The 14,931-nt window shown below is 70.2% G+C and carries 14 protein-coding genes; 10 read left to right on the forward strand and 4 right to left on the reverse strand.

Annotated elements, in window-relative coordinates; translation table 11 throughout:
- Position 1: 1 nt before the first annotated feature.
- Genes cobN through cobJ form a run of 5 tightly spaced genes read left to right on the forward strand, consistent with a single transcriptional unit; the run spans position 2 to position 6,771 of the window.
- Complete coding sequence (gene cobN, locus D3874_RS15515) at positions 2–3,355, forward strand: cobaltochelatase subunit CobN (protein WP_119778884.1); 3,354 nt, start codon at positions 2–4, stop codon at positions 3,353–3,355.
- Positions 3,352–4,557: a precorrin-3B synthase gene (locus D3874_RS15520; RefSeq protein ID WP_119778885.1), complete on the forward strand. Its 1,206-nt coding sequence runs from the start codon at positions 3,352–3,354 to the stop codon at positions 4,555–4,557. The genes cobN and D3874_RS15520 overlap by 4 nt, the downstream gene beginning before the upstream one ends.
- Positions 4,554–5,186: a precorrin-8X methylmutase gene (locus tag D3874_RS15525; RefSeq protein ID WP_119778886.1), complete on the forward strand. Its 633-nt coding sequence runs from the start codon at positions 4,554–4,556 to the stop codon at positions 5,184–5,186. Before D3874_RS15520 ends, D3874_RS15525 begins: the two co-directional genes overlap by 4 nt.
- Entirely contained in the window at positions 5,183–5,911 is a 729-nt protein-coding gene (locus D3874_RS15530; RefSeq protein WP_199699083.1) for a precorrin-2 C(20)-methyltransferase, read from the forward strand. The genes D3874_RS15525 and D3874_RS15530 overlap by 4 nt, the downstream gene beginning before the upstream one ends.
- The gene (gene cobJ / locus D3874_RS15535) at positions 5,908–6,771 is read left to right on the forward strand and encodes a precorrin-3B C(17)-methyltransferase (protein WP_119778888.1); all 864 of its coding nucleotides are present in this window, start codon (positions 5,908–5,910) and stop codon (positions 6,769–6,771) included. Before D3874_RS15530 ends, cobJ begins: the two co-directional genes overlap by 4 nt.
- Here the strand turns inward: cobJ and D3874_RS15540 are convergent.
- Positions 6,728–7,492 (reverse strand): cobalt-precorrin-6A reductase, encoded by a 765-nt coding sequence (locus tag D3874_RS15540; protein WP_119782321.1) that lies wholly within the window; start codon positions 7,490–7,492, stop codon positions 6,728–6,730. The two genes, cobJ and D3874_RS15540, sit on opposite strands and share 44 nt — an antisense overlap.
- Positions 7,493–7,518: 26 nt before the next feature.
- Between D3874_RS15540 and cbiE the strand changes: the two genes are divergently transcribed.
- Genes cbiE through cobM form a run of 3 tightly spaced genes read left to right on the forward strand, consistent with a single transcriptional unit; the run spans position 7,519 to position 9,860 of the window.
- Entirely contained in the window at positions 7,519–8,727 is a 1,209-nt protein-coding gene (gene cbiE / locus D3874_RS15545) for a precorrin-6y C5,15-methyltransferase (decarboxylating) subunit CbiE (protein ID WP_119778889.1), read from the forward strand.
- Complete coding sequence (locus tag D3874_RS15550) at positions 8,724–9,095, forward strand: cobalamin biosynthesis protein (RefSeq protein WP_233559964.1); 372 nt, start codon at positions 8,724–8,726, stop codon at positions 9,093–9,095. Before cbiE ends, D3874_RS15550 begins: the two co-directional genes overlap by 4 nt.
- A gap of 3 nt (positions 9,096–9,098) precedes the next feature.
- Complete coding sequence (gene cobM, locus D3874_RS15555; protein WP_119778891.1) at positions 9,099–9,860, forward strand: precorrin-4 C(11)-methyltransferase; 762 nt, start codon at positions 9,099–9,101, stop codon at positions 9,858–9,860.
- Positions 9,861–10,010: 150 nt separating this feature from the next.
- Here cobM and D3874_RS15560 read toward each other — a convergent pair whose 3' ends face one another.
- On the reverse strand, positions 10,011–11,090 hold the full coding sequence (locus D3874_RS15560; RefSeq protein WP_119778892.1) for a cobalt-precorrin-5B (C(1))-methyltransferase: 1,080 nt from the start codon (positions 11,088–11,090) through the stop codon (positions 10,011–10,013).
- A gap of 55 nt (positions 11,091–11,145) precedes the next feature.
- On the opposite strand from D3874_RS15560, the gene D3874_RS15565 reads away from it, so the two are divergent.
- Complete coding sequence (locus D3874_RS15565) at positions 11,146–12,435, forward strand: cobyrinate a,c-diamide synthase (protein ID WP_338016726.1); 1,290 nt, start codon at positions 11,146–11,148, stop codon at positions 12,433–12,435.
- 107 nt (positions 12,436–12,542) lie between these two features.
- Here D3874_RS15565 and D3874_RS15570 read toward each other — a convergent pair whose 3' ends face one another.
- A complete protein-coding gene (locus tag D3874_RS15570; protein ID WP_119778894.1) occupies positions 12,543–13,610 on the reverse strand; it encodes a TIGR03032 family protein in 1,068 nt (355 codons plus the stop codon).
- Between the two features lie 171 nt (positions 13,611–13,781).
- Here D3874_RS15570 and D3874_RS29370 point away from each other — a divergent pair, with 171 nt between their 5' ends.
- Positions 13,782–14,279 (forward strand): replication/maintenance protein RepL, encoded by a 498-nt coding sequence (locus D3874_RS29370; RefSeq protein WP_199699084.1) that lies wholly within the window; start codon positions 13,782–13,784, stop codon positions 14,277–14,279.
- A 22-nt stretch (positions 14,280–14,301) separates the two neighbouring features.
- Here D3874_RS29370 and D3874_RS30440 read toward each other — a convergent pair whose 3' ends face one another.
- Positions 14,302–14,913 (reverse strand): calcium-binding protein, encoded by a 612-nt coding sequence (locus D3874_RS30440; protein WP_119778895.1) that lies wholly within the window; start codon positions 14,911–14,913, stop codon positions 14,302–14,304.
- Between the last annotated feature and the right edge of the window lie 18 nt (positions 14,914–14,931).

Below are 14,931 nucleotides of genomic sequence, written 5' to 3' on the forward strand. Positions count from 1 at the left end.
CATGCACATCCTGGTTCGCGAGACCCATGGCCTGGACGAGGCGGATGCCGCCGTCGACCTCGACCATGCGCCCGCGGACCTGCTGTTCCTGTCCTTCACCGACAGCGACCTTGCCGCCTTCGTCGGCACGCCGGTGCAGACCGCGAGTCTCGCCCGCCTGCGCCATCCCCTGTCGGTCGACCTCTACCTGGAGAAGACCGCCGCCCACGCCCGGGCCATCGTCGTGCGCCTGCTGGGCGGGCTGGACTATTGGCGTTACGGGGCGGAGGAACTGGCCGGGCTGGCGCGCAAGCGGGGTGTGGCACTGGTACTGATCCCCGGCGACGGGCGGCCGGACGAGCGGCTGGCGGCGCTCTCAACTGCGCCGGCCGAGATCGTCGACAAGCTGGATGGCTGCTTCCGCCATGGCGGCGCGGCGAACATGCGCCTGGCGGTGGAACTCATGGCATATCTCGGCGGCCGGGGAGAGATGCCGGCCGGCGAGCCGGCGCCGCTGCCGCTGTGTGGCGAACTCCCCCTCCCACCCGTCATCCCGGCGAAGGCCGGGATCCATTCTGGGGCAGCACGCGATGTCGCAATGGATTCCGGCCTTCGCCGGAATGACGGGTGGGTGGCGATCGTCTTTTATCGGGCGCATTTGCTGGCCGACGACATCGCGCCGATTCACGCCCTGGCGGCGGCGTTGCGGGCGCGGGGCTTGGGCGTTCGGGCTTATTATGTCGCCAGCTTGAAGGACGCGACCTGTACCGCGTTCATCGCCGGGCACCTGCGCGACACCCGGCCGGCGGTGATCGTCAACGCCACGGCCTTTTCCGCCCGGCTGGACAATCAGGCCTCGCCGCTCGATGCTGCCGGGGTGCCGGTGCTGCAGGTGACGCTGGCGGGCAGCACCAAGCCGGCCTGGGCGGCTTCCGCCCGGGGGCTCGCCCAAAGCGACCTGGCCATGCAGGTGGTGCTGCCGGAACTGGACGGGCGCCTGCTGGCCGGAAGCATTTCCTTCAAGGAAGAGGCCGGCGCCCGCACGATCCATGCACCGGATGCCGATGGGATCGCCCTGGTGGCCGACCGCGCCGTTGGCTGGGCCAGGCTTGGGCGCAGGGCGCGGGAAGAGCGGCGCCTGGCCCTGGTCCTGTCCGATTACCCCGGGGCCGCCGGGCAGGTCGCCCATGCGGTGGGCCTGGACGCCATCGCCTCCACCGCGTCGATCCTGCGCCTGTTGCACGAGGCCGGTTACGATACCCATGAGGCGGAACTGGTCGAGCCGCTGACCCAGGACCCGCCGCAAGCGATCTTGAACCTCGATGACTATCGCCGCCTGTTTGCGATGTTACCCCAAACAGCACAGGCGCGTGTGCTGGCCGCCTGGGGCGAGCCCACCGAGGCGGAACTCACCTGCCGTTTTGCCCGCTTGGGGAACGTGATCGTCGCGATCCAGCCCGATCGCGGGCGCAGTGCGCAGCGCAAGGCGACGTTCCATGATCCCGACCTGCCGCCGCGCCATGCCTATGTCGCGTTTTACCTGTGGCTGCGGCTGGTGGAACGGATCGATGCCATGATCCATTTAGGGACCCATGGCACCCTGGAATGGCTGCCCGGCAAGGCGGTGGCGCTGTCGCCCGCCTGCTACCCGGCCGCCTTGGTCGGCGGCCTGCCGGTGATCTATCCCTTCATCGTCAACAACCCAGGCGAGGCCGCGGCCGCCAAGCGCCGCCTGGGCGCCGTCACCATCGGCCACCTGACCCCGCCCCTGCGTGCCGCGGGCAGCCATGGCGCGGTGACCGAACTCGACCGCCTGGTCGACGAATTCGCCGCCGCCGACGGCCTGGACCGCCGGCGCACCGCGATCTTGAAGCGCGAAATCCTCGACCGCGCCGGTGCCACCGGCCTGCTGGAGGAAAGCGGCGTCACACGTGAGATGGACGAGGATACGGCGCTGGCCCGCCTCGATGCCTATCTGTGCGATGTCAAGGATCTCCAGATCCGCGAGGGCCTGCACATCTTCGGCCAGGCGCCGACGCCCGAACGACGGGAATCGTTGCTGGATGCCCTGATCCGCTCCTGCCCAGGCAGTGACCGCGAGGCCCTGGGGGCAGACCTGGACCGCTCGGCACCGGGCGAGGCGGCGGCCCTGCTGGCCGCGCTGGACGGCCGTTTCATTGCCCCCGGCCCGGCCGGCGCGCCGACCAGGGGCCGGGCCGACGTGCTGCCGACGGGCCGCAACCTCTATGCCATCGATCCGCGCGCCGTGCCCAGCCGGTCGGCCCTGGTGCTGGCACAGAAGGCGGCCGAGGACCTGTTGCGCCGGCACCTGCAGGATCACGGCGATTGGCCCCGGTCGCTGGTCCTGGACCTGTGGGGCAGCGCCACCATGCGCACCGGCGGCGAGGAACTGGCCCTGGCCCTGGTGCTGATGGGCGCGCGGCCGGTCTGGGACCACGGCTCCGCCCGGGTGACCGGCATCGAAATCCTGACCATCGCCGAGATCGACCGGCCGCGCGTCGATGTTACCTTGCGCATTTCAGGCCTGTTCCGCGATGCCTTCGAGGCGCAGATCACCCTGTTCGACCAGGCGGTGCAAGCCATCGCAAGGCGCGACGAGACGGCCGAGTGGAACCCGCTGGCGGCCCTGACCCGCGATCTAGACGGCGATGATTTCCGCCGCGCCACCACCCGCATCTATGGCGCCGCCCCCGGCGCCTATGGCAGCGGCGTCACCCAACGGGTCGAGCACGGCGACTGGCAGACCCGCGCGGACCTCGGCCGTGACTATCTCGCCGCCTCCACCGCCGCCTTCGGCCGCGACCTGGACGGCACGGCGGATGCGGCCGGTTTCGCCCAGCGGGTGGCGGGGGCGGATGGTTTCGTCCATGTCCACGACAATCCCGAGATCGATATTTTCGAAAGCCTGGATGTTGCCGTCCATGCCGGCGGCTTTGCCGCCGCGGCGGCCAGCCTGGGCAATGTGCCGGCGCTCTACCATGCCGACACCACCGCGCCGGACACCCCCAAGACCCGCGGCGTAATCGAGGAAGTCACCCGGATCGTGCGCGGGCGGGCGGCGAACCCGGCCTGGATCGTGGGCATGATGGCGCACGGCTATCGCGGGGCGGCGGAAATCGCCCGCACGGTGGAGCCCTTGTTCGCCTTCGCCGCCACCCTGCCCGACCGGCTGGACCGGCAGTTCGACCTGCTGTTCGACGCCACCATCGGCGACGAGCGGGTGGACGGCTTCCTGAACAGCGCCAATCCCGACGCCCGCCGCGCCATGGAGCAGCGCTTTGCCGAGGCCGTGCGCCGCGGCCTGTGGCAGCCCCGGCGCAACGCGGTCGCCGCCAGGCTGGGGGGTGCGGCATGACCGCGACCCTGGTCAAGGGCTGGTGCCCGAGCTTAGGGACCCCGATGGAATCGGGCGACGGCTGGATCGTGCGCGTGAAACCGCCGGGCTCGCGCCTGAGCGCCGGTGATGTCCGGGCGCTGGCGGGGGCCGCGGCGGGCAATGGCCTGGTCGACCTGACTGGGCGCTCGAACATCCAGTTCCGCGGCTTCCGCCGCGAGGCCATCGCCGATTTCGCGTCGCTGGTGGTGGCGCGGGGACTGGGCGTCGCGGCGGTGGCCGTCGAGCAGATCCGCAGCGTGATGGTCGCCCCGCTGGCCGGCGAACGGGCGCTGTCGGTTGCAAAAGCGATCGAGGCGGGCCTGGCGGCCGATCCGGTGTTCCAGGCGTTGCCGCCTAAGTTCGGCTTCGCCGTCACCGGCGACGGTGGCTTGCCGATTGCCCTGGATACGGCGGACGTCACCGTCGACCTCGACTCCAACACAATCGTCATCCCGGCGAAGGCCGGGATCCATTCCGGGGCAGCGCGCGACGTCACAATGGATCCCGGCCTTCGCCGGGATGACGGTAGTGAAGTAGCCCTGCGCCTCGCGCGCGCCTTTCTCCGCGAGGCGCCCCCGGCACGGCGCATGCGCCAGGTGGACGCAAACCGCGTTTTCGCCTTTGCCGGCCTAGAACCGGCACCCAACGACACCAAGCGGGCGATCCCAGCCATCGGTGCCCTGCCGGACCATGGCGCGGTGGTCGTCGGCTTGCCGTTCGGCCAGATCACCGTGCGCGACCTGGCCCGGCTGGCGGATCTGGCGGGCGACAGCATGCTGCACCTGTGCCCCTGGCGGGCGATCGCGATCCGGGGCGATGTCCCGGCCCTGATCGAGGGGGCACGGCGGCTGGGCCTGGTCACCGATGCCGCCGACCCGCGCCTGCGCATCGTCGCTTGTACCGGCAAGCCGGGCTGCCCCAATGGCAGCGTGCCGACCAGGGCCGATGCCGCCTGGGCCGCCCATATGGACCTGGTGCCCGCGGGCGCCACGCTGCACCTGTCGGGCTGCCCCAAGGGCTGTGCCCACCCGAACCCCGCCACAGCGGTGCTGACCGGGCGCGGCGGGCTCTATGACCTGATCCTGGGCGGGCGGGCCGATGGCGCCCCGCTCGCCACCGGCCTTTCCATGGAAGAGGCCGGGGACTTGCTGACATCGCTTCTTGAAAGCCGCGTTTTATGACCACCCGCTATGACTATATCCACGACGGCCCTGCCATCTATGCCGAGTCCTTTGCCACCATCCGGCGCGAGGCGCGGTTGGATGGTTTCACCCCGGCGCAGGAGAAGGTGGTGGTGCGGATGATCCACGCCTGCGGCATGGTGGAGATCGCGCCCGACGTGGTCTTCTCGGCCGATTTCACCGACAGCGCCAAGGCGGCGCTGCAGGCCGGCGCGCCCATCCTGTGCGATGCCAAGATGGTGGCCAACGGCATCACCAAGGCGCGGCTGCCGGCCAGGAACGAGATCATCTGCCTGCTGGACGACCCGCGCGTACCCGCCCTGGCTGCGCAAATCGGCAATACCCGCTCGGCTGCGGCGCTCGACCTGTGGGGCGAGCGGATGGGCGGCGCGGTGGTCGCCATCGGCAATGCCCCCACCGCCCTGTTCCGCCTGCTGGAACTGGTCGACGCCGGGGCGCCAAGGCCGGCGGCGGTGATCGGCCTGCCGGTGGGCTTCGTCGGGGCGGCTGAATCCAAGGAAGCCTTGGCAAGGCATGGGCAGTTGCCCTATGTCACCCTGCCCGGCCGGCGCGGCGGCAGCGCCATGACGGTGGCCGCCGTGAACGCCCTGGGCAGCGAGGCGGAATGATGGGCGGCACTCTCTATGGCGTGGGCATCGGCCCGGGCGACCCGGAATTGATGACCCTGAAGGCGGCGCGGATCATTGGCGCCGCCCCGGTCATCGCCTTCTTCTGCAAGGCGGGGCGGCCCGGCCATGCCCGCCAGATCGCCGACGGCCACCTGAACCCGGCGGCGGAGCTGCTGCGCCTGGAATATCCCTTCACCACCGAACTGTCGCTGGAAGACCCGCGCTATCTGGCCGAAATCGGCCTGTTCTATGACGCGGCGGCGATCCAGGTGGGCGAGCGGCTTATCGCCGGCCAGGACGTGGCAGTGATCTGCGAGGGCGATCCGTTCTTCTACGGCTCGTTCATGTACCTGTTCGACCGCCTGCGCCAGGCCCACAAGACCGAGGTAATCCCCGGCATTACCGGCATGGGCGGCTGCTGGACCAGGGCGCACGCCCCCATCACCCATGGCGACGACGTGCTGACCGTGCTGCCCGGCACCCTGTCGGCCGAGGCGATGGCGGCACGCCTCGCCGGGGCGGATGCCGCCGTGATCATGAAGGTGGGCCGCAACCTGCCCAAGATCCGGGCGGCCCTCGCCACTGCCGGCCTGGCCGAGCGGGCGATCTATGTCGAGCGCGGCACCATGGCTGAAGAGCGCATCATGGCGCTGAGCGAGATGACCGAGGCGGTGGCGCCCTATTTCGCCCTGGTCCTGGTGCCAGGCCGGCAGCGGGCGCGATGACGGGCAAGCTGTGGATATTGGGCCTGGGGCCGGGCAGCGAGACCCAGGTGACGCCAGAAGTTTCGGCGGCACTGGCCCTGGCAACCGATATCCTGGGCTATTTTCCCTATGTCGCGCGGGTGCCCGAGCGCGAGGGCCTGCGCCGGCACGGCAGCGACAACCGGGTGGAACTGGACCGGGCGCGCCATGCCCTGGTGCTGGCCGAACAGGGCCATCAGGTGGCGATGGTCTCGGGCGGCGATGCTGGTGTTTTCGGCATGGCGAGTGCGGTATTCGAGGCGGTGGAGAACGGCCCGCCCGAATGGGCGGCGTTGGACATCCAGGTGCTGCCCGGCATATCCGCCATGTTCGCGGCCGCGGCCCGGGTGGGCGCGCCGCTGGGCCATGATTTCTGCGCGATTTCGCTTTCGGACAATCTGAAACCCTGGGAGGTCATCACCCGGCGGCTGGCGGCGGTGGCCCAGGCGGGGTTCGTCATCGCGCTCTACAACCCGATTTCCAAGGCCCGGCCCTGGCAGTTGGGCGCGGCCTTCGACCTGCTGCGGCCCCTGCTGCCTGCGACCACGCCGGTGATCTTTGCCACCGCCGTGACCCGGCCTGACGAGAAGATCGTGATCGGCACGATCGCCGATGCCAGGCCCGAGCAGGCCGACATGCGCACCCTGGTGATGATCGGCACCGCCGACACCCGCCTGATCCCCGGGCGGGGAACCCGGTGGTCTACACGCCCCGGCGGGCGATGTGATGCGTGCGCCAACGCCCCCACCGTCGTCATCCCGGCGCAGGCCGGGATCCATTCCGGGGCAGCGCGCGACGTCACAATGGATCCCGGCCTTCGCCGGGATGACGGATGGAGATAAGCCAATCCAGCGCCGCTTCTGCGGTTTCGACCGCCTCGACCTCGGGTACCCTGGGGCGGTCGACCATGATTACCGGCAGGCCCAGGGCGCGGGCGGCGGCGAGCTTCGCTGCCGTGGCGCTGCCGCCGGAATTCTTGGTGACGATCACCTCGATGGCATGGTCGGTCAGCAGGGCCTGTTCGGCGGTCGCCTCGAAGGGGCCGCGGGCGGTGAACACTTCCGCCTGGGGCGGCAGGGTTTCGGGCGCAGGGGGATCGACGCTGCGGATGAGATAGATATGCTGAGCGGTCGCCTTGAAGGGGGCGAGTTCCTGCTGGCCGACGGTCAGGAAGACCCGGCGCGGGGCCTCGCCGATCGCCTGGGCAGCGGCGGCCATGTCGGCGACTGGCAGCCAGCGGTCGCCCGGCTGCACGGTCCAGGGGCCGCGGCGCAGGGCCAGGAGCGGAACGCCGGTGATCGCCGCTGCCTCGGCCGCGTTCCAGGACATGCGCTGGGCAAAGGGATGGGTGGCATCGACCAGGGCCTCGATCCCCTCGCCCCGCAGGTAATCGGCGAGGCCCGCCGGGCCGCCGAAGCCGCCGACGCGCCAGGGGATGGGCTGGGCCACCGGCGCCCTGGTGCGGCCGGCATAGGACAGGGTGGCGTCGAAGCGCGCATCACCCGCCAGCAGGCGGGCCAGGGCCGAGGCCTCGGTCGTGCCGCCCAGAATCAGTACCTTCAACGCCGCCATCGCCTAAAGTCACCCGCATGACACCCTGGCTGCGCATCATCGGGATCGGCGAAGACGGTGTCGAGGGCCTCTCGCCCGCCGCCCGCGACCTGATCGAAACCGCCACCCTGGTGGTCGGCGGCGCGCGCCACCTTGCCCTGGCGGGGCCGGCGATCAGAGGCGAGTCCATGGCCTGGCCCAGCCCGATGGCCCAAGGCATCCCGGCGATTCTCGCCCGCCGGGGCGAAGCGGTGGTGGTGCTGGCCTCCGGCGACCCGCATTTCTATGGTGTGGGCGCCACCTTGCTGCGCCATGTGCCCGTCGAGGAGACCCTGACCCTGCCCGCCCCCTCATCGGTAGCGCTCGCCTGCGCCCGGCTAGGCTGGCCCCAGGCGTCGGTGACCACGGTCAGCCTGTGCGGCCGGCCGCTCGAGCCGCTGTTTCCCTTGCTGCAGCCCGGCAGCCGCCTGATCGCCCTGTCGGCCGATGCGGCGACTCCGGGCCTGGTCGCGGCGGCCCTGCGGGCGCGCGGCTTCGGCCCGTCGATCCTGCATGTGCTCGAAGCCCTGGGCGGGCCCATGGAGCGCCAGAACCGGACCACCGCGGCCGATTTCGTCGAGGACGACATCGCGCCCTTGAACCTGCTGGCGATCGAGGTCGTGGCCGGTCCCGGCGCGCTGGTGATCCCGCTCGGCACCGGCCTGGACGATGATCTGTTCGAGCACGACGGCCAGATCACCAAGCGCGAAATCCGTTCGGTTACCCTGTCCAGCCTCAGCCCCCGTGGCGGCGAATTGCTGTGGGACATCGGCTGCGGTTCGGGCTCGGTCGCCATCGAATGGCTGTTGCGCCACCCCTCGATGCGGGCCATCGGCGTCGAGGCCAATGCCGAACGATCAGCGCGGGCCGCGCGCAATGCCGCCCGGCTGGGCGTGCCGCGATTGGAACTGGTCACCGCCGCCGCGCCGGAGGGCCTGGAGGGCTTGCCCGCACCCGATGCCGTGTTTATCGGCGGCGGCGTCACCGGGGACGGCGTGGTCGATGCCGCCTGGGCGGGGTTGCGCAGCGGCGGTCGGCTGGTCGCCAACAGTGTCACGGTGGAGAGCGATGCCGTGCTGATCGCGGCCTGTGCCCGGCTGGGCGGGACGCTCACCCGCATCGGGATCGAGCGGCTGGAGGCGATCGGCCGGCTGCACGGTTTTCGCCCGGCCATGACCATCACCCAATGGAGCGTGGTGAAACCATGATCGTCGCCGGTATCGGCTGCCGCAAGGATTGCCCGGCGGAAGACATCCTCGCCCTGCTGCGCGAGGCCATGGCCGATGCGGGGATCGAGAGCATCGACCTGCTGGCCAGCGCGGACCTCAAGGCCAACGAGGCCGGCCTGGCCCAGGCGGCGGCGGCGCTGGGCCTGCCCCTGCGCCTGTTCTCGCAACCAGCACTCGAAGCGGTAACCGCCAGCATCTCGATGCGTTCGGCCTGCGTGAAGCGCCTGACCGGGCTTGAATCCGTGGCCGAGGCGGCGGCCCTGGCCGGGGCCGGCTTCGGTGCCCGCCTGATCGTGCCGCGCATCGCCAATGCCCGGGCCACCTGCGCCCTGGCCCATGGAGCCTGAGCCGTGACCATCCATTTCATCGGGGCCGGCCCCGGCGCGCCCGACCTGATCACCTTGCGCGGGCGCGACCTGATCGCCGCCTCGCCCGTCTGCCTCTATGCCGGGTCGCTGATCAACCCCGGCATCCTGGCCCATTGCCCGCCGGGCGCCACCATCATCGATAGCGCGCCGCTGTCGCTGGACGAGATCATCGCAGCCTGCGTGAAGGCGACTGACGCGGGCCAGGATGTCGCCCGCCTGCATTCGGGCGACCTGTCGATCTGGAGCGCCATGGGCGAGCAGTTGCGCCGGCTGGACGAACTGGGCATCGCCTATGACGTGACGCCCGGCGTGCCGTCCTTCGCCGCCGCCGCCGCTGCCCTGGGCCGCGAGCTGACCCTGCCGGAAGTGACCCAATCGGTGGTGCTGACCCGGACCTCGGGCCGCGCCTCAGCCATGCCGCCGCGCGAGAAGCTGTCGGCCTTCGCCGCCACCGGGGCGACCTTGGCGCTGCACCTGTCGGTCCATGTCCTGGACCAGGTGGTGGCCGACCTGATGCCTCATTACGGCCCCGATTGCCCTGTCGCCGTGGTCTACCGCGCCAGCTGGCCCGACGAGCGCATCGTGCGCGGCACGCTGGCGACGATCGAGGCCGAGGTTGCCGCGAACCCGATGGAGCGCACCGCCCTGATCCTGGTCGGCCCGGTGCTGACCGCCAGCGATTTTCGCAACAGCGCCCTTTACGACGCCGGCTATCAGCGCCGGTTCCGCGGACGCGGCGAGTAACTACAAGAGCCCTCTCCTCCGCGGGAGGAGAGGGTTGGGTGAGGAGGTCCGTGGCATAGAGTGCGCTCTGGCACGACCCACCACCTCACCCTCCCCGACGCTCACGCGCCGGGTCCCCTCCCTCTCCCCCGCAAGCGGCGGAGAGGGCTTTCAGGCCTGTGCTAGTAACTTTCCGTCGCGGTCGAAGACGGCGATGTCGACGGTGACGGGGTGACCTTCGACCACGGCGGCGGCGGTGCGGCGGGCAGCCTGGGCGACGGTCGCGGCGATGTCGATGCCGGCGGCTTGACACAGGGACAGGGCCTCGAGCGCGGTGTTGGCGCCTGCCACCGCCGTGGCCAGCGCCTCGTCCCCGCCCGCCACGCGGACCTGGCCGGCCAGCCAGTCGAGGTCGACGGCGCCGCTGCGGGAATGGAGGTCGAGCAGGCCCTGGCCCAGCTTGGTCATCTTGGCGAAGCCGCCGGCGACGGTGACGCGGTCGACCGGGTGGCGGCGGAGGTATTTCAGCATGCCACCGACGAAATCGCCCATGTCGATCAGGGCCACCTCGCTGAGGCCATAGAGCGCTGCCACCGCCGCCTCCGAGGTCGAGCCGGTGGCGCCGGCGACATGATTGAGGCCGGCAGCACGGGCGACGTCGATGCCGCGATGGATCGAATGGATCCAGGCCGAGCAGGAGAAGGGCACGACGATGCCCGTGGTTCCCAGGATCGAGATGCCGCCGACGATGCCAAGGCGCGGGTTCAAGGTTTTCAGCGCCAGCTTCTCGCCGCCCTCGACCGAGACCTCGACGATCACGTCGCCGGCCATGCCGTGGGCTGCCGCGACCTGCGCGATCGCGGCCTGGATCATCGCCCGGGGCATGGGGTTGATCGCCGGTTCGCCCGGCGGCACTGGCAGGCCGGGGCGGGTGACCATGCCCACGCCCGGCCCCGCCTTGAACTGCACGCCCGTGCCGGCCGGGCCCAGGCGCACGGTGGAGCGGATCAGGGCGCCGTGGGTCACATCGGGATCGTCGCCTGCATCCTTGACGATGCCAACCGTGGCCGCCCCGTCGGCAAGGGCCGTGGTGGCCAGGGCGAAGGCCGGGCGCTGGCCCTTGGGCAGGGTGATTTCGACCGGATCGGGGAAGTCGCCGGTGAGCAGGCCGGTGAAAGCCGCCTTGGCCGCCGCCGCGGCGCAGGCGCCGGTGGTCCAGCCGTAACGCAATGGGGGCTTGGCCTCGCTCATGGCCGCGCTTATAGCATGGGGCGATGAGCCTGCCCCCGCCCAGAATGCCCCCGGATTGATTGTCGCGGCCCCCCGCTCCGGCGCCGGCAAGACCACCGTCGCCCTCGGGCTCATGCGCGCCTATGCCCGCGCCGGGTTGAAAGTGCAGGCGTTCAAGAACGGCCCCGACTACATCGATCCGGCCTTCCACGGCGTGGCGACCGGCCGGCCGGGCTTCAACCTGGATAGCTGGGCCATGGGCTGGCCCCTGATCGAGTTCCTCGCCACCCAGGCGCAGGGCAGTGATCTGTCCATCACCGAGGGCTCCATGGGCTTGTTCGACGGTGGTGCCAGGCCCGGGGCCGCCGGCCACGGCGCCACCGCCGATCTCGCCGCCCATCTGGGCTGGCCGGTGATCCTGGTGCTGGATGTCTCGGGCCAGGCGCAATCGGCGGCGGCGACGGCGCTGGGCTTTGCCCGCATGCGCACGGACGTGGGCGTGGCCGGCGTGATCCTGAACCGGGTCGCCAGCGATCGCCATGCCAGGCTGATCAGCACGGCCTTGACCCAGATCGACCTGCCCACCCTGGGAGTCCTGCGGCGCGACGCCATGCCGGTGTTCGAGGAGCGGCACTTAGGGCTGGTCCAGGCCGGCGAGGTGCCGGCGCTGGACGCCCACCTCGATACGCTGGCGCAGGCGATCGGCGCGGCCTGCGATCTGGGCGCCATCCGCGCCCTGGCGGTAGAACACGCCCTGGCCAAGGAAGCGGTCGACATTCGCCCGCCGGCGCAGCGCATTGCACTGGCGAGGGACGATGCCTTCTCGTTCCTCTATCCTCATTTGGCAACCGGCTGGCGCGCGGCGGGGGCGGAAATCCTGCCCTTCTCGCCCCTGGCCGACGAGGCGCCGGACCCCGGCGCCGACCTGGCCTGGCTGCCCGGCGGCTACCCCGAGCTTCATGCCGGCAAGCTGACCGGCAACACACACTTTCTCGACGGCCTACGCCGATTTGCCCAAGGCCGGCCGGTACACGGCGAATGCGGCGGCTACATGGTGCTGGGCCAGGGGCTGATCGATGCCGCGGGCACGCGCCACGCCATGGCCGGCCTGCTGGGCCTGGAAACCGATTTCTCCCAGCGCAAGCTGCACCTGGGCTACCGCCTGGCGCGCAGCCTGCGCGCCTCGCCGCTGGGTCCCCAGGGGACCTTATTGCGCGGGCATGAATTCCACTATGCCCGGGTGCTGACCACCGGCGACGATGCCCCGCTCTTTGCCCTGGAGGATGCCGAGGGCAAGCCGGTGGCCGAGGGCGGCACCGCCCGGGGCAATGCCTCAGGTTCCTTCTTCCACGCGATTGCCTGGTAGTCATCCAGCCAGAGCCGTCATTCCGGCGAAGGCCGGAATCCATTGAGACGCCGCGCGCTGCCCCAGAATGGATCCCGGCCTTCGCCGGGATGACGATTACCGGCCACTCACCCGATCGAGATCACGCGGCGGATCTCGTCCGACTTGACGCCGATGGCGGCCGGCATTTTCGCCTTGGGCAGGATCACCACATCGTAGAGTTCCTCGACGATGCCCTCGATGCGCAGCCAGTGGACAATGTCCCCCGTCACCATATCCACCACGAACAGGCCGCAGCGCGGCTCGGCCTTTTTCTCGGCCAGGGCGGCATCGAGCGGCAGCCCCGAGAAGGTCCGGTTGCGCGACTTCGACAGGCCGATCACGGCGAAGCGGCCTTGGAAGGCCAGGCCGCGGCCATAGCCGGGCAGGAAGCAGACCGGCTCGAATTTCCCCGTGGCCAGGTCGACATGGCCGAACTCGCCAGCACCGGAATTGAGCAGCCACAGCCGCCCGTCATGGACGCGCGGCGAATGGGGCATGGAAAGGCCCGCGGCCACGATCTCGTCGCTGGCCACGTCGATGGCAATCCCGCCGCCGGCCCGGTGGTCGCGCCAGGCATCGGCCACGTCGGTCGGCCCGACCGCGGTGACATAGGCCGGCTTGCCCTGCGCCATCGCCAGGCCGTTCAGGTGGCAGCGGTCCTCGGCCGCCAGCTTTGAGACGAATTTCGGCCGCCACAAAGGCACGAAGCTCGCCGTCTCGCTGACCGTGGCGAGGCAGGAGAACAGGGTGTTGACGAAGATGGGCCGCCCCTCGCCGTCGAAGGCGACATCGTGAACGTCGAGGTCGCCGGTCACCCAGGCGACCTTGGGCACGAACAGGCGGTCGCCGCCCTCGGCCGTCCGCTGGCCGGCGGACAAGGTATTCTCGAAGCGCCAGAGCTGCCACAGATTGGCCATCAGGAGGCCGTTGTCCGACGCCGCCAGACCCATGCAGCGTTCGAAGGTGCGCTCGTGCACCCACAGCTTGCCGTCAGGCTTCAGGCCGATGAAGAACAGCTTGCCCGCCTGGTAGGTGGTGAAGGCCAGCGAGGCGCCCACCTCGGCCAGCCAGGCCGAGAACTGGCGCGACGTGCTGATCTCGAAGGCCGGCGCCCGTGGCGCTGGCGTTGCCGCCGTGGTTTCAGCTACCGACATCGATCCTCCGCTCGACAAATCCGATGGACCATACCAGCACGCGGTTTGCCAGGACCACCACAACCGGATCGATGCCTCGTCCCGGCACCCACCGACGATTGCCCTTGTCAAACAGGCGCCCGTAAAGCGACTTTCAGAGCCACGAACACCCGCGCGTCAGGAGAGGGAATATTGACACCGCATATCGACCGGCCACAGGGAATTGACAATTCGCGCCTCTTCGCCGTCGCCTGCATTCGCTACTTCCTGAATGTCTGCCAGCGCAAGATGGCACTGTTCGGCGGCGATCTGGAACTGGCGGTCATCGCCGAGGCGGTGGGGCTTGTCGGCATCGATGCCCTGCTGCGCGACCCCGCGTTCAAGGACCAGTTCCGCTCGCTGTCGACACTGGTCGGGGCGGAGCGCCAGATCGGCATCAAGGGCCTGGGAGTCGCCGAGGCCACCGGCCTGCCGCGCGAAACCGTGCGCCGCAAGCTGAAACGCCTGGTCGAGTTGGGGATCATCGACCGGCGCGAGGACGGCAATTATATTCTCCGCCCGGGCGCCCTGCAGGGGCCGATCTATGGCGGGCTGCTGGCCGAGCTCGACATCGAGACCCAGCGCTTCTTCAACGAATGCCTCGATGAAGGCATCTACGAGGTGACCGCCCCGGCCGATCCGCGCCCCTAGCGCGGATCGGTGTCCCGGTCCGTCACACCAGCGCGAACTCGCTCTGGACCGCCAGCACGACGTGGCCGTTGACGGCATAGAGATCGAAGCTCAGCGGGCCGAAGTTGAAGTCGGTGCCGGTGTCGACCAGCCCGCCGGTCAGGTGCAGGGTGTCGGCCGCGTCGCCCGCCAGGAACAGGACATTGTAGAGGCCGGAGCCCAGGGGATTGTTGTTCGACGCCTCGATGGCGAGCACGTCGCTGGCCGAGAACACCAGCGCCTGGGCGCCGTTGCCGGTGACGTCGATGGCCTCGATGCTCTTCATCGCGGCATCGTCGATCAGGGTGAAGTCCAGGTTGCCGTTGGTGAGCAGGCTGTCTTCGCCGGTCCCGCCATCGATGCGGAAGAAGCTGCCCGTGCCGATGAAGATGGTGTCGCCGCCACTGCCGCCCAGGTAGACGTCGGCGCCGCCGTTGCCGGTCAGAATATCGTCGCCGCCCCCGCCGATCAGGCGCTCCGACTGGCTGCTGCCGGTCAGGGTGTTGGCACCGGCGGTGCCGGCGATCTGGGGCAGGCTGAAGCCGGCCGGGCCGCCGTAGATGACATAGGCCTGGCCGGGCGCATCCTCGTCGAAGTTGGATTCGGCCCCGACCATGAGATCGTCGAAGCCGTC

The organism is Oleomonas cavernae, from assembly GCF_003590945.1.
Classification (GTDB): Bacteria; Pseudomonadota; Alphaproteobacteria; order Zavarziniales; family Zavarziniaceae; genus Zavarzinia; species Zavarzinia cavernae.